Origin of the sequence: Kineococcus xinjiangensis (assembly GCF_002934625.1) — a bacterium.
Classification (GTDB): domain Bacteria; phylum Actinomycetota; class Actinomycetes; order Actinomycetales; family Kineococcaceae; genus Kineococcus_A; species Kineococcus_A xinjiangensis.
In genome coordinates, this window is sequence record NZ_PTJD01000017.1 from 58,568 (window position 1) to 79,341 (window position 20,774).

The following is a 20,774-nucleotide window of genomic DNA, read 5'->3' on the forward strand; positions in this document are numbered from 1 at the left end:
AGGGGCGCCGTCCACCGGTTTCCCGGCGGGCGGCGCCCCTGGTCGTGCAGCGGATCGAGCGGTCAGGAGGCGGCGCCGTCCTGCACCAGCTCGTTGCGGCCGCGGCCGCCCAGCAGGTCGTCCGCGCCCGGACCGCCGGTCAGCACGTCGTCGCCGTTGCCGCCGAGCAGCTTGTCCGCGCCGAACCCGCCCAGCAGCACGTCGTCGCCGTTGCCGCCGAGGATGCGGTCGTCGCCCGCACCGCCGCAGAGCACGTCGTCGTCGTTGCCGCCGTCCAGCACGTCGTCGCCACCGAGGCCCATGACCACGTCACGGCCGTTGGTGCCCGTCAGCCGGTCGTCACCAGCGGTGCCGCGCAGGGTCGGGACGAGGCCGGCGCAGCGCTCGTCGAGGTCCACGCCGAAGATCAGCGGGTCGTGGTCGCTGGCGCGGTAGGGGTCCGCCGCGAACAGCGCCGGGTCACCGGAGTACTGGTACGCGACGGACTCCGCCGAGTTGATGTTCCAGTGCGCCGCGTCGGTGACCTTCGCGGTCAGCTCCGCCGTGGCCAGGGCGTGGTCGAGCGAACCCGACAGCCCGTCGAAGACGTAGCTGTGGTGCCCGGGGTCGAACCGCTCCCCCAGGTCGGTCAGGCCGGCCTCGCGCAGCACCTCCATCGGGTCCTCGCGGGTGTAGGCGTTGAAGTCGCCCATCGCCACGACGTCGGGGTCGACCGCGCGCAGCCGCTCGACGAAGCCGGCCAGGGAGCGGGCCTGCCGGACCCGGTCGCCGTTCCAGGCGGCCTGCCCGTCGCGCTGGTCGGCGTTGTCGCCGGTCCCGTTGCCGCCCTTGGACTTGAAGTGGTTCGCGATGACGGTGAACGCGTCGCCGTCCTTGGTGAAGGTCTGCGCGATCGGCTCGCGGGCGTTCGACCACACCTCCTCGTCGACGAGCGCCACGGGGGCGCCGACCGGCTCCACCACGTCGCGGCGGTAGATGATCGCGTTGCGGATCACGTCGCGCCGCACGCCCTCGGCCAGCAGCTCCGCCGGCATCGGCGAGTACGCCCACACCTCGGCCCCCTCGGCGGCGTTGAGGCGTGCCACCAGGTCGGCGAGCGCCTGGTCCGGGCTGCCGTCGCCGTAGCCGGTGGAGGCGGTGTCCTCCACCTCCATCAGGGTCACGACGTCCGCCCCGAGGCCCCGGATCGCCGGGATCGTCTTGGCGACCTGCTCCTGGAACTCCTCCTCCGTGTCGGCTCCGCGGCCGACGCCGCCGCGGGTGAGGAAGTAGTTCAGGACGTTGAAGGCGCCGATGCGCACGTCGCCACCGACGGCCTCCGGAGCCTGCGGCCGGGTGTTCTGCGGCGCGAACACCCCCTCGGCGGTGCCGTCCGCCGGCTGCAGCCGCCACGCGCCGAAGCCGAAGCCCAGGACCACCGGCTCGGTGAAGGTCAGCACGTCACCGACGCGCACCGGCGTCTGCGGGGACAGGTAGGGCCGGTCCGTGATGCCCGTGCGGCTGCTGCTCGCGTCGTCCAGGACGATGCGGCGCAGCGCGTTGGCGGCCGCGACCGCCTGCGCCTCGGGGCCGGGGCGCGCCACGTCGGTGGGCTGCACCAGCACGCCGCCCTCGGAGAGCAGCAGCTCACCGAAGCGGGTCAGGCCGTACACCTCGCTGACGGTGAGCGGGTCGGCGCTGCGCACGAGCATGCCCTCCAGCCGCTCGCGGTCGGCGGCGTCGGCGGGCAGGTCCAGCACGGCGGCCGCGGGCAGCTCCGCGCCCTGCGCGCAGACGGCGAGGGCGTTCCCGGCGACCTGCGTCTGCCCGAACGCCTCGCTCACCCCGCCGCCGACCGCGACGACGTCCCCGAGGGTCACGTCGACGGTGGCGCCGGCCGGGACGGAGACGAAGACCGCGTCGGACGTGGCGGGGTCGCCGTCACCGTCGGCGTCCTGCAGGTGGAAGCCGCCGAGGCCGGGCAGGTCCGCGACGACCACGCCGCGCAGGCTGACGTCGCGCCCCGCCAGCGGGCTGCGGTCACCGCTGCCCTGGACCTGGCCCACCTCGTGGGAGGGGGTGGCGGCACAGTCGGCCGTCGCCCCCGTGTCGCCGCCGCTGCCGCCGGCCCCCGGGTTCGGGTCGCCCGCGGTGAAGTCGGTGGCGTTGTCGTCGGTGTCCGCACCGGCGCGGGAGACGCTGGCGGTGTTGGACGCGCCCTTCGCGGGGCCGCTGCCCTCGAACCCGTCGGCGTCGGCGCCGTAGCCGACCAGGTCGCGCAGGGCGGGGTCCGCGCAGGCGGCGCCGCCGCAGGGCTGCGAGCCCGCGACGAGCGCCACCTTGCCCCCGGTGCCACCCATGGCGACCGTCCCCGTGGCGTCGGGGGTGGGCAGGGGCGTGGTGCCGCCGCTGCCCCGCCCCTGCTGCACGAGGTAGCGCGCGCCCGGGGCGATGGTCCCCGACAGCTGTGTGCGCTGCCAGCTGGTGCCGGTCGCCGAGGCGTACTGCACCGTCCAGCCGCTGACGTCCACGGCCGTGCTGCCGCGGTTCTCGAGCTCGACGAAGTCGTGGGTGTAGGTGGCGCCGCGGTTGCCGCCACCGCCGTAGACCTCGGAGATCACCACGTCCGGGGAGGCGGCGGCGGCGGGAGTGGCGGCGAGGGCCGCCGCGGCCACCGCGGACACGACGGCCGCGGAGGTGAGGCGGGCGGCGCCCCGCGAGGAGGGAGAAGGGGACATGGTGATCTGGATCCTCTGAACGTTCGGTCGGTTGCGGCGGACGGTACGTGCATCCCCGCCGCGCGTCCATCCCCCCTGCACCGCACGACCGGAACACGAGCATCCGGGAACGGGGAGGTGAGCACTGGATGACGGGGACGCTCCGCCCGGCCCCCGGGCTCAGGGGCCGGGCTCCGCTGCCGATGGACGGGCCGACGCCGGGGCCCTTCCCACCCCGCGGAGGAGGGACGATGCAGGACGATGAACGCAGGCGGGTCGCCGCGCTGCGCGAGTACCGCATCCTCGACGCCCCCGCCGACGCCGAGGTCGAGGCCGTCGTCCGGCTCGCCGCCGCGATCGCCGGGGTGCCCACCGCGACGCTGAACCTCCTGGACGACCGCCGGCAGCACCAGCACAGCACCGTGGGGTTCGAGGCCGCCGACTGCGCCCGCGAGGACTCCATGTGCCACGTGCGGTTCGCGGAGAAGAGCTTCGTGCACCTGCCCGACGCCACCCTGGAGCCCGAGTACGCCGACGGCCCCTTCGTCAGCGGGGAGCTGGGCAGCATCCGCTTCTACGCCGCCGCCCCGCTCATCACCCCCGCAGGCCACTCCCTGGGCACCCTCTGCGTCTTCGACGGCGCCCCCCGCTCCCTCGACGAGGAGCAGATCGCGCGGCTGGAGGACCTCGCCGGCATCGTCGTCGGCCTCTTCGAGCGCCGCCGCGAGGCCCGCCGCAGCGAGGCCCTGGCCGCCGAGTCGCAGGAGCAGCACCTCCTCTTCGAGCTCACCATGCGGGAGCTGGAGCTGCGGCAGGAGTTCACCGACGCCGTCCTCGACACCATCGACGTCGGCGTGGTCGCCTCCGACGCCCGCGGCCGGCTCACCATGTCCAACCGCGCCGCCCGCGACCTGCACGGCCTCGACGCCGACGACTCCGTCGAGCCGTCCGAGCACGCCGAGCGCTACTCGCTCTTCGACGCCGACGGCATCACCCTCCTCAAGCCGGAGCAGGTGCCCCTGCACCGCGCCCTGCACGAGGGCCGGGTCGACGCCGTGGAGATGGTCGTCGCGCCCCCGGGGCGGCGCCCCGCGACGGTGCTGGCGTCCGGGCGGGCCCTGCACCGCCACGACGGCAGCCTCCTCGGCGCCGTCGCCGTGCTCAGCGACGTGACCGCCGCCCGCGCCCACCAGGCGGCGATCGAGGCGACCTCCGCGCAGCTCACCCGGCGCACCGCCGAGCTGGAGCGCTCCAACCGGGACCTGGAGCAGTTCGCGGCCATCACCAGCCACGACCTGGCCTCCCCGCTCACGGTCGTCGGCGGCTACGTGGAGATGGTCCGCGACATCTACGCCGGCTCCCTCGACGAGCAGGCCCTCGACTGGCTCACCACCGCCCACAACGGCGTGCACCGCATGAAGGGCCTCATCGGGGCGCTGCTGACCTACGCGCGCGCCGGCGGAGCCGTCTGCGAGCGGGAGGTCACCGACTCCCGCGAGGTCTTCGACCAGGCCGTCGTCGACCTGCGCACCTCCGTCAAGGATGCGGCCGCGCGGGTCACCGCACCCGCCGCGCTGCCCGTGCTCTTCTGCGACCCGACGCTGCTGCGCCAGCTCCTGCAGAACCTCATCGGCAACTCGATCAAGTACCGGCACCCGGAGCGCCCCTGCCGGGTCGTCGTCACGGCCGCCGCCACCGACGACGGCTGGGAGTTCGCCGTGGCCGACAACGGCCGCGGCATCCCCGCCGAGCGCCGCGAGGACGTCTTCGGGATGTTCTCGATGGTGCGGCCCGGCGAGCGCACCGGGCACGGCATCGGCCTGGCCACCTGCCAGCGCATCGTGGAGCGCCACGGCGGTCGCATCTGGGTGGACCCCGCCCCGGCGACGGGCACGGTGGTGCGCTTCACCCTCCCCCAGCGCACCCAGCCGAGGGACTGAGGGCGCCCGCGGCACCGCCGGAGACGAGTCGGCGCGCGGGAGTCGGTACCGTGCAGGGCATGGACGATCGTGCTGCCGTCGCCGCCGCCCCGACCACCCACGGCCCCAGCCCGCTGCGCACCGCGGCCCGGCTGGTGGGCGCCGTCTTCCTGATCGTCGGGGTGCTCGGCTTCGTCCCGGGGATCACCGTGGGCCACGAGCACCTGCGCTTCGCCGGGGTCGAGTCGGAGGCGTTCCTCCTCGGGCTCTTCCAGGTCTCGGTGCTGCACAACAGCCTGCACCTGCTCTACGGGATCGCCGGCTTCATCTTCGCGTCGACGGCCAGCGCGGCGCACAAGTACCTGATCCTCGGCGGCATGGGCTACCTGATCCTCGCGATCATCGGCATGTCGTGGAACTTCAACAGGGACCCCAACTTCATCCCGGTCAACGGCTGGGACGACGCGCTGCACACCGTCCTCGGCATCGGGATGATCGGCCTCGGCTACCTCGCCTACCGCAAGCACCGCTCGGTGTACGGCCCCTTCTGATCCCCTCCCTCACGTCCGACGGGGGCGGTGCCGCGACCGGCACCGCCCCCGTCTGCGTCCCGGCCCCTCCCGCGCGGGCCGGCCGGCCGGCCGGGATCAGCGGACCGCCCCGCCGGTGCCCACCTCGCCGGGGACCTCAGCGGGGACCGCAGTCCCCGGCAGGGCCGCACCGCGCATCTCCGGCAGCAGGACGGTGGCGAGGGCCCCGAGCGCGAAGGCCGCCCCCAGCACCGCGAAGACGAGCAGCGTGCCCCCGAGGGCCAGCAGCGGCGGCACCGACAGCGGCGCGAGGATCGACGCGATCCGCCCGAAGCCCGCGGCGGCACCGGCACCCGAGGCCCGCACGTGCGTCGGGTACACCTCCGGCGTCGCGGCGTACAGCGCCCCCCAGGCGCCCAGGTTCGCGAAGGACAGCAGCATGCCGGTCGCCACGATGCCCGTGGCGGTCTCCGCGGAGCCGAAGAGGACCGCCGCCACCGCCGAGCCCAGCAGGAACGTGGCCAGCGTGGGCCGCCGGCCCCAGCGCTCCACGAGGACCGCCGCGACGGCGTAGCCGGGCAGCTGCGCCAGCGTGATGAGGAGGGTGTACTCGAAGGACTTCACCAGGTCGAAGCCCTGCGCCACCAGCAGCGTCGGGATCCAGATGAACGCACCGTAGTAGGCGAAGTTGATGCAGAACCAGACCGCCCACAGTCCGGCCGTGCGGCGGCGCATCGCCGGGGCGAAGATCCCCGACCGCCCCGGCGCGGCGGGGCTGGTGGCGGGGCTGGTGGTGGCCGGCTGGACGGGGACGTCCTCGGGGCGGAAGCCCACGGAGTCCTCGAAGGCGCGCACCGTCGCCTCGGCCTCCTCCAGCCGTCCCTTCGCCTGCAGGAACCGCACCGACTCCGGCAGTCCGCGGCGCACCACGACGGCGTAGACGGCGGGAACCGCACCCAGGGCGAACGCCCACCGCCACCCGTCGGGACCGGAGGCCACGACGAAGTAGCCGATCAGCGCCGCGAGCATCCAGCCCACCGCCCAGAACGCCTCCAGGATCACGACGACCCGGCCGCGGATCCGGGCGGGGGCGAACTCGCTCACCAGCGTCGAGGCCACCGGCAGCTCCGCCCCCAGGCCCAGGCCGATGACGAAGCGGAACACCAGCAGGGCCGTCACGGACCACGACAGCGCCGCCGCCCCGGTCGCCAGCCCGTACACCAGCAGCGTCAGCGCGAACACCTGACGGCGGCCCAGCCGGTCGGCGAGCAGCCCGCCGAGGCTCGCGCCGATCGCCATGCCGACGAAGCCGATCGACCCGATCCAGCCCAGCTGCCCCGCCGAGAGCTGCCACTGCGTCGCCAGCGCCGCCATCACGAAGGAGATGAGGCCGACGTCCATGGCGTCCAGCGCCCAGCCCACACCCGAGCCCAGCAGGAGCCGGCGGTGGCGGGACGTGAAGGGCAGGCGGTCGAGGCGCTCGTCGAGCGTGGGGGCGGCTGGCACGGGTGAGACCGTAACCGCCGCCCCGGCATCCGCCAGTCCGCGCGGATCCGCCGGTCCGGGCGGACCGCCTGGCTCAGATGGTGGCGACGGAGCCCGCGTCCACCCGGTAGTTGCTGCCGTTGACGAAGGCGGCCCGCTCCGAGCAGAGGAACGCCACGACCGCCGCGACCTCCTCCGCCCGTCCCCGGCGGCCCACCTCGATGCCGGGGCGCTCCTGCTCGAGGAACCCCGCGACGGCCTCGTCGAAACCGACTCCCTGCTCCTCGGCGCGCTTGCGCATCATCACGTCCGTCATCGGGGTGGCGATGAAGGCGGGCGAGACGGCGTTCACGAGCACGCCCTCGGCGGCGTAGGTCTTCGACAGCCCCTTCGCCAGGCTCAGCAGCGCCGCCTTCGCCGCGCAGTAGGGCAGCTCGTCGGGGTAGGGCTGCACGGCGTCCTCCGAGGCCATCAGCACGATGCGCCCCCAGCCGGAGCGGCGCATGCCGCCGACGAAGGCCCGCACCACCCGCACGGCGCTGAGGAAGTCGGTGTCCAGGGTGCTGCGCCAGCCCTCCTCGTCGATCTCGTGGAAGGCACCGGTCGCGCCGGTGGTGCCGGCGCTGTGGACGAGGATGTCCGGCTCGCCGAGGCGGGAGGTGACCTCCGCGTGCAGCCGCTCCACGTCAGCGGGCACCGTGAGGTCGGCGGCGACGGTGACGACCTCACCGGGCAGGCCGGACGCGGCCGCCTCCAGGGCGCCGGCGTCGACGTCGGTGAGGGCGACGCGCACGCCCTCCTGGGCCAGGAGGTGGGCGCTGGCCAGCCCGATGCCGGAGTCCGCGCCCGTGACCAGCGCCGTGCGCCCAGCGATGCCGAGGTCCACCTGTCGTCCTCCTCCTGCCGTCGGGCCGGCGCGGGGGCCCGCACCGGCGCCGGCCACGCTAGGCCCGCCGGCCCCCGCCCGCAGCCCGCCGTCAGCGGCGGGTGCGGCGCCACACGGCCCGCGGGGTGACGTGCATGGCGGCGGCCACCAGCCGCAGCACGCCCGGCACCCACACCACGTCGCGCCCGCGCCGCAGGCCCTCCAGGACGGCGTCGGCCACCACGCCGGGGGTGGTGGCGAAGGGGGCGGGGCTCATGCCCTCGGTCATGCGGCCGACGACGAACCCGGGCCGCACGAGCAGCAGGTGCACGCCGCTGCCCGCCAGGGCGTCCGCCAGGCCGCTGGCGAAGCCGTCCAGACCGGCCTTCGCGGAGCCGTAGACGTAGTTCGCCCGCCGCACCCGGGCACCGGCGATGGAGGAGAACACGACGATCCGTCCGCTCCCCTGCGCCCGCAGCAGCCGCGCCAGGTGGGTGAGGACGCTGACGTGGGCGACGTAGTCGGTGTGGACCACCGCGACGGCGTGGGCGGCGTCGGACTCGGCGCGCTGCTGGTCGCCGAGGATGCCGAAGGAGACGACGACCGTGCCGAGCGGGCCGTGCTCGGCGAACACCGAGTCCAGGAACCGCTCGTGCCGGGCGAGGTCGTCGGCGTCGAACTCCAGCGCCACGACGCGCTCGGCGCCGGCGGCGCGCAGCTCCGCCTCCTGCCGGCCGAGGTCGGCGCCGGGGCGGGCGGCGAGCAGCACGGTGCGGGCGCCGGCGCGAACCAGCCGCAGGGCCACCTCGTGGCCGATCTCGCTGCGGCCGCCGAGGACGAGGACGGGGCGGGGGTCTGCGCTCACGCGGGTCATCCTGCCGTCAGGGCACCGGCACACCTCGCCGGGCACGGAGCAGGCGCACCGCCGCCGCACCAGCGGAGATCAGCAGGGCCAGGTGGACGGGGCCCGAGGGGATGAGCACCCCCGGCCACCAGAGGGGGGAGAGCGGGTTCTCCGCCGGCGGAACCCCGGAGGCGCCGGTGAGGTAGTGGGCGGCCAGCACGGCGTGCACCACCGCCGCCGCACAGGCGAACCGCCGCAGCGCCCGCGAGCCGCCCAGCCCAGCGGCCCCCACAGCCGCCGCGAGCATCACGGCGACCCCTACGACGAGGCCCGCGCCGCCGACGAGGTGGTCATCGCGGTCCGCGGTGTCACCGAAGAAGTGGATGTTGACGAGGGCCCAGGCATGGACCACGGGGCCGAGCGCGGCCACCACGGTCACGATCCACCACGGCACTGCGACGGCGCGGGGCAGCGAGAACGCTCGGCCCTCCTCCGGCACCTGCCGGCCGACGGCGGCCCGGGTCCGTCGGCGCAGCAGCACCGCCACACCGGTCAGGGCGCTCCACGCGAGCGCCGCGACGGCGAGGGATTCCGGCAGGTCGCCCCAGTCCAGGAAGTCGCCGTCCTCCACGGGAGTGCGCGCCCCCTGCCGGACGGCGGCCGCCGCGGCACCCACCAGCGCCGCGACACCGACCAGCGCCGCCCGACGCGGCGCGCGCCAGCCGGATCCACCGTCGAAGAGCACCGCGGCGCACCCGAGGACGACGGCCGAGTGCAGGAGGCGCTCCACCGTCCCGATCCAGAGGGAGCGGGTGTCGGGGAGTCCGACCTCGGCCCACAGCAGTGCGTGCGAGGCGGCGATCGAGACGAGCAGCGCTGCCACGACGATCCAGCCCAGGCACGTCCAGCCGGCAGCCGGCACCCGCCCGCGGCCGGACAGCCCTCGCTCGCTCACCTCCCCAGGGTGGACGCCGCGCACGGGGCGCGACGGTGACAGGGGTCCGGCCCACCCTCCCGGCGCAACGCGGTTCGCCCCGGTGGGCGCGGCAGGTGCCGCGCCCACCGGGGCGAAGGGCCGGGGCGACGGTCACGCCCGGCCGGTTCCCTGCTGCGACAGGCTCAGAGGAAGTTGACGTCCTGCGCGAGGAGGAGCTCCCCGGAGTAGTTGACGGTGTTCGTGGCCCGGCGCATGTACGCCTGCCACGAGTCGGAGCCGGACTCGCGGCCGCCGCCGGTCTCCTTCTCGCCGCCGAAGGCGCCACCGATCTCCGCGCCGGAGGTGCCGATGTTGACGTTGACGATGCCGCAGTCGGAGCCGTCGGCGGCGATGAAGCGCTCCGCCTCGCGCTGGTCGGCGGTGAAGATACCCGACGAGAGTCCCTGCGGGACACCGTTGTGCAGCTCGATCGCCTCGTCGAGGGTGTCGTAGGTGAGGACGTAGAGGATCGGCGCGAAGGTCTCCTCCCGCACCACGTCGGTCTGCGCGGGCATCCGCACGATGGCGGGCTCCACGTAGTAGCCGTCCTCGGCGCCCTCGACGTCGCGGCGGCCACCGCCGACGAGGACCTCACCGCCGGCCTCGCGGGCGCGCTCCAGCGCCTCGGTGAAGCGCTGGTGGGAGCCGGCGTCGACGAGCGGACCGACGAGCGTGCCCTGCTCCAGGGGGCTGCCGATGGGCAGGCGGCCGTAGGCGGCGACGAGGCGCTCCAGCAGGGGCTCCACCACCGAGGAGTGCACGATCAGGCGGCGCAGCGTGGTGCAGCGCTGCCCGGCGGTCCCCGCGGCGGAGAACACGATCGCGCGGGTCGCCAGCTCCAGGTCGGCGGAGGCGGTGACGACGGCGGCGTTGTTGCCGCCCAGCTCCAGCAGGCTGCGGCCGAAGCGGGCCGCCACCCGGGGGCCGACCTCGCGGCCCATGCGGGTGGAGCCGGTGGCGCTGACGAGCGGGACCCGCGGGGAGTCCACCAGCGCCTCGCCGACCTCGCGCCCGCCCAGCAGCAGACCGTGCAGACCCGCGGGCGCGCCGGTCTCGGCGATCGCGCGGTCCAGCAGGGCGGAGCAGGCCAGCGCGGTCAGCGGGGTCTTCTCCGACGGCTTCCACACCACGGAGTCGCCGCAGACGAGGGCGATCGCGGAGTTCCACGACCACACCGCCACGGGGAAGTTGAAGGCGGAGATGACGCCGACGACGCCGAGCGGGTGCCAGGTCTCCATGAGGCGGTGGCCCGGGCGCTCCGACGGCATCGTCTTGCCGTAGAGCTGGCGGGAGATGCCGACGGCGTAGTCGCAGACGTCGATCATCTCCTGGACCTCGCCGAGGGCCTCGGAGCGGATCTTGCCCGCCTCGAGGGTGACGAGGTCGGCGAGGACCTCCTTGTGCTCGCTGAGGAGCTGGCCCAGGCGCTTGACGAGGCCGCCGCGCACCGGGGCGGGCGTCGTGCGCCAGGTGGTGAACGCCTCGTGCGCGGCGTCGACGACGCCCTCGACGTCGTCCGCGCCCACGGCGGGCACGCGCAGCAGCTCGGCCCCGGTGAGGCAGGTGACGGCGCTCAGGCTCGCGGCGCCGTCGGCGACCCGCAGGGCCTCCTCGGCGACGCCGCAGGCCCGCAGCGCGCGCAGCGCGGTCTCGCGCAGCGCCTCCTGGCCGGGCACGGGCGCCGCCGCGGTGGTCGGGCGATCGCTCGTGGTGGTCATGCGTCCTCCAGCTGACGGTGCGGTCGGGTGTCCAGGTCGGCGGGGGCCGGGGTCGAGGGGTCGAGCGCCACGGCGCCCAGGTGGGCGGCGTCCAGGCCGAAGTGGGCGGCCACGGCTGCCAGGGAGCGCTCCCGCTGCTCTGCGCACAGGGCGATGGGGTCGGCCACCGGACGCGCGAGCACCCCGGAGATCCACGCCGCGTCGCGGTCGCTGCCGGTGAGGGTGGCGTCCTTGGAGCCCTCGTCGGTGAGGTTCGACTGGAAGATGCCCGCGGCGGAGCGCGGCAGGAAGTCCTCGTAGACGACCGGGTTGCGCTCGACCAGGCCGGCGTCGACCAGGGCGTGGACGTCCGCGCCGCCCAGGTCGCGCCCCGCGGCCCGCGCGCCCTCGACCACGGCGTAGGTGAAGGCCCCCAGCCCGCGACGGTCCAGGTCGGCCTCCGTGCGGGGCAGGCGCTCCGCCCAGACCTGCGCCGCCACGTCCACGCGGGTGCGCGAGGGTTCCTCCGCGAGCCGGCGGTCCACCTCGGCGACGGCGTCGTCGTAGACCGCGCGACCCGCGGCGGTGAGGGCGATGCCGCGTGCCTCGACCTCGCCGAAGCGCACGCGCAGCGCGCCGGTGGTGACGCTGCCGTCGGGCTCGCGGAACCGGCGCGGCTCCGACAGGGCGCGGAAGGACGTCTGCCGCAGCAGGACGTCCGGCCCGTCCCAGCGCGGCGGGCCCTGGATCTCGTCGATCATCTCGATGCCGCGCGCCTCCATCCGCCGGTAGAGCTCGTCGATGTCGAGCACCCGCGGGGTGAGGTGGTTGATGTGCGTGGAGGAGACGCCGCCGATGTCGGCCGCCACCCCGGAGACCTTCGCCAGCTCCTCGTACCAGGCGCGGTCCACCGGCTCCGGGGACAGCTCGAACGCGGCCGTCGCCAGCGCCAGGAACTCCTCGGCGTCCTCGGCGGAGAGGGCCCCGTCCGCCTCGGCGCGGGCGGCCAGTTCCAGCAGCCGCGGCGGGAAGAGCGTCCGCCGGGCCAGGAACTCCTCCAGCCGCGCCTGCAGGTCGGCGTCGAAGAAGCGCCGGTCGTCGGTGACGAGGACGGAGGTGAAGACCCGGAAGGGGTTGCGGGCCAGCTCCTCCGCATCGATCGGGCGGAACGCCGTGGAGACGACGGGGACGGAGCTGGAGGAGGCGTCGCGCAGGTCGTAGAAGCCGACGGGGTGCATCCCGAACCCGGCGAACACCTGCCCGACCTGGAACAGCTCCTCGGGGGTGCCCACCCGGATCGCGCCGTGGCGCTCGGCGGTGACGCGCTCGGGGCTGCCGAGTCGTTCCGCGGCGCTGCCCTCGCGGGCCAGGACGTCGGTGTTCACCCCCCGCGACACCTCGACGAGCGTGGTGTAGGCCGGGACCTCCCTGCCGTACATCGTGGACAGCGACCGCGCGAACGCGGCCCGGAGCTCCCACTGGGCGACGCTGCTCACCGTGATCTCCTCCTCGTCGTCTCTGTCGTCGTCTCGGTCGTCCCCGTCGTCGTCCGCGTCGCTCAGGCGTCGAGCGCCGTGAGGACGCGCTCCACGGCGGCGACGCCCGCGTCGAGCTGCTCGACCTCGATGGTGAGGGCGGGGCGGAAGCGCACGCTGCGGGTGCCGCAGCCGAGCATGAGGATGCGCTCGTCGGTGCGCAGCCGCTCGACGACCGCGTCGCGCAGCGCGGTGTCGCGCAGGGTGAAGGCGCACATCAGGCCGCGGCCGCGCACGTCGGCGACGCCGTCGTGGCGGGCGGCGAGCTCGGTCAGCTTCCCGCGCAGGTGCTCCCCGAGGGTCGCGGCGCGCTCGACGAGCCGCTCGGACTCGATGACCTCGAGGATGCGGCGCGAGCGCACCATGTCGGTGAGGTTGCCGCCCCAGGTGGAGTTGATGCGGGAGCTGACGGCGAAGACGTTGTCCGGCACCTCGTCGACGCGGCCGCCGGCCATCACGCCGCAGACCTGGGTCTTCTTGCCGAAGGAGACGACGTCCGGGGTGATGTCGAGCTGCTGGAACGCCCAGGCGGTGCCGGTCATGCCGCAGCCGGTCTGCACCTCGTCGACGACGAACAGGGCGTCGAACTCGTGGCACAGCTCCTGCAGGGCGCGCAGGAAGGCGGGGCGGAAGTGGTGGTCGCCGCCCTCGCCCTGGATGGGCTCGACGATGGCGCAGGCGATGTCGTGGGGGTTGGCCTCGAAGGCGGCGCGGGCCGCGGCCAGGGCGGCGCGCTCGCGCTCCTCGACGTCCACGCCGGAGGCGATGTACGGGGAGGGGATGCGCGGCCAGGCGAACTTCGGGAAGCGCGCGACCTTGTTCGGGTCGGTGTTGGTCAGCGACATGGTGTAGCCGCTGCGGCCGTGGAAGGCGTGCTCGAGGTGGAGCACCTGGGTGCCGAGGGCCGGGTCGATGCCGTGGGCCTCGTTCCAGCGGCTCTTCCAGTCGAAGGCGACCTTGAGGGCGTTCTCGACGGCGAGCGCGCCGCCCTCGACGAAGAACAGGTGGGGCAGGCGGGGGTCGCCGAGGACGCGGGCGAAGGTGTCGACGAACCGGGCCATCTCGACGGTGTAGACGTCGGAGTTGCTCGGCTTGTTCAGCGCCGCGCGCAGCAGCTCGGCCTTGAAGTCCTCGTCCTCGGTGAGCGCGGGGTGGTTCATCCCGAGCGCGGAGGAGGCGAAGAAGGTGAAGAGGTCGAGGTAGCTGCGGCCGTCACGGGCGTCCACGAGGGTGGCGCCGCGGGAGGCGTCGAGGTCGAGGACGAACTCGAACCCGTCGGCGAGGAGGTGGCGGCCGATGACGTCGTGCACCTCGGTGGCGGCGAGGGCCGCGCTGCGGGGCGTCACCACGTCGGCGGGGTGCTCGGCGATCTGCGTCATGCCCGCAGCGTAGGGGGAGGACTTCCGGTGTTTCAAGCGAAGGGCCGGAACATCTACGGCGATGTCACTCCACTGCCGGGATACGGTCGGCGTAGGCGACGCTGCGCCGCTCGAAGGCGGTGCTCAGGACGACGGTCGTGCGGGTCCGGACGTTGGCCGTGGCGCGGATCGCGGCCAGCAGCTCCTCCAGCGCCCGCGGCGAGGCCACCCGCACCAGCAGCAGGTAGCTCTCGTCCCCCGCCACGGAGTAGCAGGCCTCGATCGCCGGCAGGGACATCAGCCGCTCCGGGGCGTCGTCGGGCTGCGCCGGGTCCAGCGGCGTGATCGCGACGAACGCCGCCAGCGGCAGCCCCAGCGCCTCGGGGTCCACGTCGGCGGAGTAGGCCCGGATCACCCCCTTCGCCTCCAGGCGGCGCACCCGCGCCTGCACGGCCGAGACCGACAGGCCCGCCGCAGCGGCGAGCGTGGTCAGGGTGGCGCGCCCGTCCTCCGCGAGGAGATGCACCAGGAGGCGGTCGATGCCGTCGTCGAGGACCTCAGTCACGAGCGTCAAGCTAGCGGTCCGGAGCCCCGCGGAGCGGAAGATTTCCGGTTTCGCGGCGGGCCGACGCCGCATTGTGATCTCCGGTGGGGGCCCCGGGTCGGCGCCCCCACCGGAGGCGGCGTCAGCCCCGGCTGGAGAAGGCCGCGTCGAAGGCCGCGGCCGGCGGCTGGATCAGCTCGCCGAGTCGGCGCACGAAGGCCAGCGCGTCGGGCGCACCCCGCAGCCGGTCCACGCCCGCGTCCTCCCACTCCACGCTCGTCGGCCCCGCGTAGCCGATGACGTTGAGCTGGCGGAAGATCGCCTCCCACGGCACGTCGCCGTGCCCGACGGAGACGAAGTCCCAGCCGCGGCGGGTGTCCGCCCACGGCAGGTGCGAGCCGAGCCGGCCCGCGCGGCCGTCGAGCTGCTTCTTCGAGTCCTTGCAGTGCACGTGGTAGATGCGCTCGGCGAAGTCCCGCAGGAACCCGACCGGGTCGAGGTCCTGCCACACGAAGTGGCTCGGGTCGAAGTTCAGCCCGAACGCCGGGCGGTGCCCGATGGCCTCCAGCGCCCGCTTCGTCGTCCAGTAGTCGTAGGCGATCTCCGAGGGGTGCACCTCGTGGGCGAAGCGGACACCCACCTCGTCGAAGACGTCGAGGACGGGGTTCCAGCGCTCTGCGAAGTCCTGGTAGCCGCGCTCGACCATCGACTCCGGCACGGGCGGGAACATCGCCACGGTGTGCCAGATGGAGGAGCCCGTGAACCCGGTGACCGTCTGCACGCCGAGCGCGGCGGCGGTGCGGGCGGCGTCCTTCACGTACTCCGCGGCGCGCTGCCGCACGCCCTCGGGCTCACCGTCGCCCCACACGTGCTCGGGGAGGATCGCCCGGTGGCGCTCGTCGACGAGGTCGCACACCGCCTGCCCGGCCAGGTGCGCGGAGATCGTCCACACCTGCAGCCCGAACTCCTCCAGCGTCGCCTTCTTCTCCGCGACGTAGTCCGCGTCGCGGGCACCGCGGGTGGCGTCGAGGTGGTCGCCCCAGGTGGCGATCTCCAGGCCGTCGTAGCCCCACTCCGAGGCCAGCCTGCACACCTCCACGAAGGGCAGGTCGGCCCACTGGCCGGTGAAGAGCGTGACGGGTCGTGCGCTGGGCTGGGGCACCTGGTCCTCCTCGGCGGGTCGGGCGGGGGTCGTCAGACGGGGGTGTGGGTGGAACCGTTGGCGGCACTGCGCTCCACGGCGGCGAGCACCCGCTGCACCTGCAGGCCGTCGGCGAACGACGGCGCGGGGTCGCGGCCCTCGGCGACGGCGGTGAGGAAGTCCTGCAGCTCGTGCACGAACGCGTGGTCGTAGCCGAGGCCGTGCCCGGGCGGCCACCAGTTGCCCACGTGCGGGTGGGTGGGCTCGGTGGCGAGGATGCGCCGGAACCCGCCCTCGGCGTCCGGCAGCGTCGCGTCGTGGAACGACAGCTCGTTCATCGACTCGAAGTCGAACGCGAGACTGCCCTTCGAGCCGTTGACCTCCAGCCGCATCGCGTTCTTCCGGCCCGTGGCGAAGCGGGTGGCCTCGAACGTCATGAGGGCGCCGCCGTCACCGCGGGCGATGAAGGCCGCCGCGTCGTCCACGGTGACCTCGCCGTACTCGGTGGACGCACTGGCCCCCAGGCCCGTTCCGCGACCGGCGGGGCCGGCCTCCAGCGGCCGCTGCTTCACGAACGTCTCCAGCACCCCCGTCACCCCCTGGATGACCTGTCCGGTGACGAACTGCGCCGCGTCGACGATGTGGGAGCCGATGTCGCCCAGCGCCCCGGCGCCCGCGGTCTCCTTGCGCAGCCGCCACGTGAGGGGGAACTCCGGGTCGACGATCCAGTCCTGCAGGTAGACCGCGCGGACGTGGCGGACGTCCCCGAGCCGGCCGGCCGCGACCAGTTCTCGGGCCAGCGCGAGCGCGGGGACGCGGCGGTAGTTGAAGGCCACCATGCTGCGCACGCCGCGCCGCGCGGCCTCGGCGGCGGCGGCGGCCATCTCCTCCGCCTCCTCCACCGTCGTCGCCAGCGGCTTCTCGCAGAGGACGTGCTTGCCGGCGCGCAGCGCCGCGACGGCGATCTCGGCGTGGCTGTCGCCGGGCGTGCAGACGTCGACGACGTGGACGTCGTCGCGCTCCAGCACCTCGCGCCAGTCGGTGCTGGAGCCCTCCCAGCCCAGCTGCTGCGCGGCCTCGGCGGTCCGCTGCGCGTCGCGGCCGACGAGGACCGCGCGGCGGGTCCGCACGGCGGGCGTCCCGACGTGGTCGACGGTGCGCCAGGCGTGGGAGTGCACCGCCCCCATGAAGGAGTGGCCGACGAGGGCGACGCCGAGGGGGCCGGGGGTCTCGGAGCGGTCGGGCACGGTTCCTCCTGGCTGGGGCGTCCTGATCGGCTGGGGCGTGCGGGTGGGCTCGTTCGGCGGGACGGAGGGGGTCATCGGAGCACCGCACCGCCGGCCGCGGCGAGCGCCGGGCGCACCGACGTCCACGACCGCAGGACCTCGGCGACCTCGGGGCGGTCCTCCTCGCGCAGCGCCTCGGCGTGGGCGCGCTCCAGGGCGTCGTCGATGCGCACCCGCGCGCCCGTGGCCGCGGACTCCACGGCCGCCTCCACCATCGCGAGGCTCAGGACGTTGGCGTGGACCTCCCCCATGGGCGCGGGGCCGCCGCGCAGCGCGTGCAGGAACTCCCGCAACGCCCCGGCGATCTCCCGGCCCGGGTCCTGCGCCGCGGCCACGGTGACCGCCGCCCCGTCCGCGAGCCCCAGCACGGGAGGGTTCTCACCGTCCCAGGTGGCGCTGCCGCGCTCGGCGCTGAGGCGCCAGGAGCCGTTCCAGGAGGTCTCCAGCCCCGGACTGCACCAGCTCCCGGTGTAGGAGTACCGGGTTCCGCCGCTCATCTCGAACACCGCCGCGGCGCCCGCGTCCCCGGCGTACCAGCTCCACGGCGGGTTGAACTCCTCGCAGTAGACGGAGACCGGCTCGGCGCCGAGGAGGAAGCGGGCCGTGTCGAACGGGTGGATCGCCATGTCCAGCAGGAGCGGGTGGGCCATCTCGTCGCGGAACCCGCCGAAGCGCGGGGCCCGGAAGAACTCCGTCGTCAGCGCGCCCGCGGTGCCCAGCGCCCGCGCCTGCTCGCGGAAGGCGAACAGGTGCGGGTGGTACCGGCGTGACTGGCTGACCGCGAACAGCACCCCCGTCGCCTCCGACGCCGCCACCAGCGACAGGGTGCGCGCCAGCGTGTCCGCCGCCGGCTTCTCCCCCAGCACGGGCAGGCCCGCGAAGAGCGCCGCAGTGGTGACCGGGTGGTGCGCCGCGGGCACGGTGACGTCGACCACGGCGTGCGCGCCGGTGGCCTGCGCGAGTTCCACGGCGTCGGTGCCCACCGGCACCCCGGGAACCCCGCCCTCCTCCACCGCGCGCCGGGCGGCGGCCGCGTCCAGGTCCACGACGGCCGCGAGTTCCGCCCCGGGCTCGGCGAGGATCGCCGCCAGCCACGCCCGGCCCATCACCCCGGCGCCGACCAGCACGAGCCGCACCGGCTCCACGCCGCTCACCCCCGCCCCGGCCCGGGTGCCCCGCCGGGCTCGTGGCCGGGAGCGGACCCGACGGGCGCGGAGCGCAGCAGGGCGGGGCGCTCCCGCCGCGGCCGGTCCGAGCGGGCCCAGCGCACCCCGTTGGCGATGACCCGGCGCACGTCCGGGTGGTGGTAGACGGGGTAGTCCTGGTCGCCGGGGCTGAAGTAGAAGATCCGGCCGTGGCCGCGGCGGAAGGTGCAGCCGCTGCGGAACACCTCCCCGCCGGAGAAGGAGCTGATGAAGACCAGTTCGTCCGGTGCCGGGATGTCGAAGAACTCCCCGTACATCTCCTGCTCGTCGATGACGATCGGGTGCGGCACTCCCTGCGCGATGGGGTGGGTGGGATCGACCGTCCACACCAGCTCCCGGTCCCGCTCGCTGCGCCAGCGCAGGGTGCAGGTGGTGCCCATCAGCTTCTGGAAGACCTTCGACCAGTGCCCGGAGTGCAGGACGACGAGGCCCATGCCGTCCAGCACGTGGCCGTGGACGCGGTCGGCGACCTCGTCGGAGACCTCGGCGTGGGCGGCGTGCCCCCACCAGGTGAGGACGTCGGTGGCCGCCAGGACCTCTTCGCCCAGCCCGTGCTCCGGCTCGTCGAGGGTGGCGGTGCGCACGACGGCACCGGCGCCCAGGTTGTCCGCGATGCCCTCGGCGACGGCGCCGTGCATGCCGCGGGGGTAGCGCTCGGCCACGGCGGGCTCGTGCTGCTCGTGGCGGTTCTCCCCCCACACCGTGACGCGGACGGGGCCGGGCGCGCTCATCGGGTCTCCTCGGCGGTGCGGGCGGGCGTCGGCCTGCGCCGCTCCCGCCCACCGTCGATGCGGTTCGACGCGGACTCTAACGACGCGCCCAGCGGCGTGACAACGCTCTCACGGGCTCGGCGCGCCGCCCGCCGCCCCGGGCTGCGGGGCCTCACCCCAGGGGCCTCACCCCAGGGGCCTCACCCCAGGGGCCTCACCCCAGGGGCCTCACTCCCAGGGCCGCAGGGGCACGTCCTCCCCGAGGTGGCGCAGGAGCTGCGCGCGGTGCTCCCCGTCCAGCGGCTGCGGCTGTCCCGTCGCCCGGTCCACGCACACCATCCGCGAGCGCGAGCGGGCGTAGACCACGCCGGCCGCCGGGTCGAGCACCTCGTGGCCGAGGTCGACACTGCTGCGGCCCACCCGCAGCACCCACGTGTCCACCGCCACCCCGCTGATGCCCGCGGGGCCGGCCACGAACCCGCAGCGCGGCAGCAGCGGCCGCAGGTACTCGATCTCCTGCCGCGCCATCACCAGCACCCGCGGCAGGACGGTGCCGTCCGCGCACAGGCCGGCCGCCTCGAAGGAGGCGAAGCGTGCGTCCTCCAGGTAGCGCAGGTAGGCGGCGTTGTTGACGTGGCCGAAGACGTCGACGTCGGAGAACCGGACCTGGACCGCCACGCGCACCGGCCCGGCGGCCGGGCCCTGCCCGGGAGATGGCTGCGCTGCCTCGCTCACACCCCCACCCTGCCGCAGTGCCCCCGCTCCCCCCGGCACCGGGGGCACGAGGACCGCAGGAGGCACGAGGAGCGCAGGGGGCCGCGGCCCACCGGCGTCCTGCTCGATCGCAGGACGGGAGCCGCGCCCACCACGGCAGACTGCCCCCATGCGCGAACCCGCCCCCGTCGTCCGCCAGGTCGAGCTGCACTTCCACCAGGAGTCCCGGGAGGGCGCGACCCACACCAACCTCTCCGCCGTCCGGGAGGACGGGGAGCACCTGTGGCTCGCGGGCGACGAGACGGCCACGGTCGAGCGCCTCAGCGCCGAGGTCCGCGACGGGGTCGTCAGCGGCTACGGCGACCAGCGCACCGTCCACCTCGCCGAGCTGGTGGAGCTGCCCTCCCCGGAGGACGAGGAGGTCGACGTCGAGGGGCTGGCGCGCTCCGGCCCGTGGTTGTGGGCGGTGGGCTCGCACAGCCTCAAGCGCAAGAAGATCCGCCCCGAGGACTCCGACGAGAAGGCCCGCAAGCGCCTGGGGAAGCTCGTGCGGGAGGAGAACCGCTACGTCCTGGTCCGGCTGCCCGTCGACCCCGCCACGGGCCTGCCCGCCCGCGAGGTGCAGGGGCCGGACGGCGAGGTGCTGACGTCGGCCGTCCTCGGCGGGCACGGCGACTCCCTCGCGGAGGTGCTCGCCGACGACAAGCTGCTCGCGCCGTTCTTCGCGATCCCCAGCAAGGACAACGGCGTCGACGTCGAGGGTCTCGCCGCGCACGGGGAGCGCCTCTACGTCGGCTTCCGCGGGCCGGTGCTGCGCGGCTGGGCCGTCGTCGTGGAGGTGCTGCCCGAGACGCATCCGAAGCACGCGCACCGGCTGGAGCTGCGGGAGTTCCCGGAGGGCGGGACGTACCGCCTGCACCTGCTGGACCTCGGCGGGCTCGGCATCCGCGACCTGTGCCCCGACGGCGACGACCTGCTGGTGCTCGCCGGGCCCAGCATGAGCCTGTCCGGCCCGGTGCGCGTGCACCGCTGGGTCGGCGGCTGCGCGAACGACGCCCCCGCCGTGCTGCGCGCGGAGGACCTCCCCGTCGCGCTGGTCCTCGCCCACGGGGAGGGCGAGGACCACGCCGAGGGCATCGCCGTGCTCGACGAGACCGGCGAGGGCGGGGGGCGACGGATGCTCGTCGTGCACGACTCCCCCGCCGCGTGCCGGCACACCGGGTCCGGGGCGATCCTCGCCGACGTGGTGGACCTGCCGGGCTGAGCGGC

General features: G+C 74.9%; 17 protein-coding genes. 3 read left to right on the forward strand and 14 right to left on the reverse strand.

What is annotated here, in order from left to right; genetic code table 11:
- Nucleotides 1-62: 62 nt before the first annotated feature.
- Nucleotides 63-2,717, reverse strand: coding sequence for an ExeM/NucH family extracellular endonuclease (locus CLV92_RS18715; RefSeq protein ID WP_104435300.1), 2,655 nt, complete (start codon nucleotides 2,715-2,717; stop codon nucleotides 63-65).
- A 230-nt stretch (nucleotides 2,718-2,947) separates the two neighbouring features.
- Between CLV92_RS18715 and CLV92_RS18720 the strand changes: the two genes are divergently transcribed.
- Together CLV92_RS18720 and CLV92_RS18725 are read left to right on the forward strand one after the other, a co-directional pair.
- Nucleotides 2,948-4,636 carry a sensor histidine kinase gene (locus CLV92_RS18720; protein WP_104435302.1) on the forward strand — a complete coding sequence of 563 codons (1,689 nt, stop codon included), beginning with the start codon at nucleotides 2,948-2,950 and terminating at the stop codon, nucleotides 4,634-4,636.
- A gap of 59 nt (nucleotides 4,637-4,695) precedes the next feature.
- Entirely contained in the window at nucleotides 4,696-5,166 is a 471-nt protein-coding gene (locus tag CLV92_RS18725; RefSeq protein WP_211291274.1) for a DUF4383 domain-containing protein, read from the forward strand.
- A gap of 96 nt (nucleotides 5,167-5,262) precedes the next feature.
- Here the strand turns inward: CLV92_RS18725 and CLV92_RS18730 are convergent, their stop codons facing one another.
- The 13 genes from CLV92_RS18730 to CLV92_RS18790 form a co-directional block, all read right to left on the reverse strand.
- Complete coding sequence (locus CLV92_RS18730; protein WP_245886973.1) at nucleotides 5,263-6,651, reverse strand: MFS transporter; 1,389 nt, start codon at nucleotides 6,649-6,651, stop codon at nucleotides 5,263-5,265.
- Nucleotides 6,652-6,724: 73 nt separating this feature from the next.
- Complete coding sequence (locus tag CLV92_RS18735; protein WP_104435303.1) at nucleotides 6,725-7,516, reverse strand: SDR family NAD(P)-dependent oxidoreductase; 792 nt, start codon at nucleotides 7,514-7,516, stop codon at nucleotides 6,725-6,727.
- Between the two features lie 91 nt (nucleotides 7,517-7,607).
- Nucleotides 7,608-8,360, reverse strand: coding sequence for a decaprenylphospho-beta-D-erythro-pentofuranosid-2-ulose 2-reductase (gene dprE2 / locus CLV92_RS18740; RefSeq protein WP_342762364.1), 753 nt, complete (start codon nucleotides 8,358-8,360; stop codon nucleotides 7,608-7,610).
- Between the two features lie 16 nt (nucleotides 8,361-8,376).
- Nucleotides 8,377-9,294 carry a hypothetical protein gene (locus CLV92_RS18745; RefSeq protein ID WP_146099650.1) on the reverse strand — a complete coding sequence of 306 codons (918 nt, stop codon included), beginning with the start codon at nucleotides 9,292-9,294 and terminating at the stop codon, nucleotides 8,377-8,379.
- Between the two features lie 164 nt (nucleotides 9,295-9,458).
- Entirely contained in the window at nucleotides 9,459-11,033 is a 1,575-nt protein-coding gene (gene amaB / locus CLV92_RS18750) for an L-piperidine-6-carboxylate dehydrogenase (protein ID WP_104435308.1), read from the reverse strand.
- A complete protein-coding gene (gene hglS / locus CLV92_RS18755; RefSeq protein WP_425433591.1) occupies nucleotides 11,030-12,451 on the reverse strand; it encodes a 2-oxoadipate dioxygenase/decarboxylase in 1,422 nt (473 codons plus the stop codon). The genes amaB and hglS overlap by 4 nt, the downstream gene beginning before the upstream one ends.
- A 119-nt stretch (nucleotides 12,452-12,570) precedes the next feature.
- On the reverse strand, nucleotides 12,571-13,926 hold the full coding sequence (gene lat, locus CLV92_RS18760) for an L-lysine 6-transaminase (RefSeq protein WP_104435311.1): 1,356 nt from the start codon (nucleotides 13,924-13,926) through the stop codon (nucleotides 12,571-12,573).
- A gap of 64 nt (nucleotides 13,927-13,990) precedes the next feature.
- Nucleotides 13,991-14,470, reverse strand: coding sequence for an Lrp/AsnC family transcriptional regulator (locus CLV92_RS18765; RefSeq protein ID WP_211291275.1), 480 nt, complete (start codon nucleotides 14,468-14,470; stop codon nucleotides 13,991-13,993).
- Nucleotides 14,471-14,591: 121 nt separating this feature from the next.
- On the reverse strand, nucleotides 14,592-15,611 hold the full coding sequence (locus tag CLV92_RS18770) for a sugar phosphate isomerase/epimerase family protein (protein ID WP_104435314.1): 1,020 nt from the start codon (nucleotides 15,609-15,611) through the stop codon (nucleotides 14,592-14,594).
- A 32-nt stretch (nucleotides 15,612-15,643) separates the two neighbouring features.
- Nucleotides 15,644-16,777: a Gfo/Idh/MocA family protein gene (locus CLV92_RS18775; RefSeq protein ID WP_425433592.1), complete on the reverse strand. Its 1,134-nt coding sequence runs from the start codon at nucleotides 16,775-16,777 to the stop codon at nucleotides 15,644-15,646.
- Nucleotides 16,778-16,908: 131 nt separating this feature from the next.
- Complete coding sequence (locus CLV92_RS18780) at nucleotides 16,909-18,030, reverse strand: Gfo/Idh/MocA family protein (RefSeq protein ID WP_245886977.1); 1,122 nt, start codon at nucleotides 18,028-18,030, stop codon at nucleotides 16,909-16,911.
- Nucleotides 18,027-18,812 (reverse strand): ThuA domain-containing protein, encoded by a 786-nt coding sequence (locus CLV92_RS18785; protein ID WP_104435316.1) that lies wholly within the window; start codon nucleotides 18,810-18,812, stop codon nucleotides 18,027-18,029. Before CLV92_RS18785 ends, CLV92_RS18780 begins: the two co-directional genes overlap by 4 nt.
- Nucleotides 18,813-19,019: 207 nt before the next feature.
- Nucleotides 19,020-19,526 (reverse strand): acyl-CoA thioesterase, encoded by a 507-nt coding sequence (locus CLV92_RS18790; protein WP_158257333.1) that lies wholly within the window; start codon nucleotides 19,524-19,526, stop codon nucleotides 19,020-19,022.
- A 148-nt stretch (nucleotides 19,527-19,674) separates the two neighbouring features.
- Between CLV92_RS18790 and CLV92_RS18795 the strand changes: the two genes are divergently transcribed.
- Nucleotides 19,675-20,769, forward strand: a complete 1,095-nt coding sequence (locus CLV92_RS18795; protein WP_104435319.1) for a DUF3616 domain-containing protein — start codon at nucleotides 19,675-19,677, stop codon at nucleotides 20,767-20,769.
- The last annotated feature ends 5 nt before the right edge of the window (nucleotides 20,770-20,774 follow it).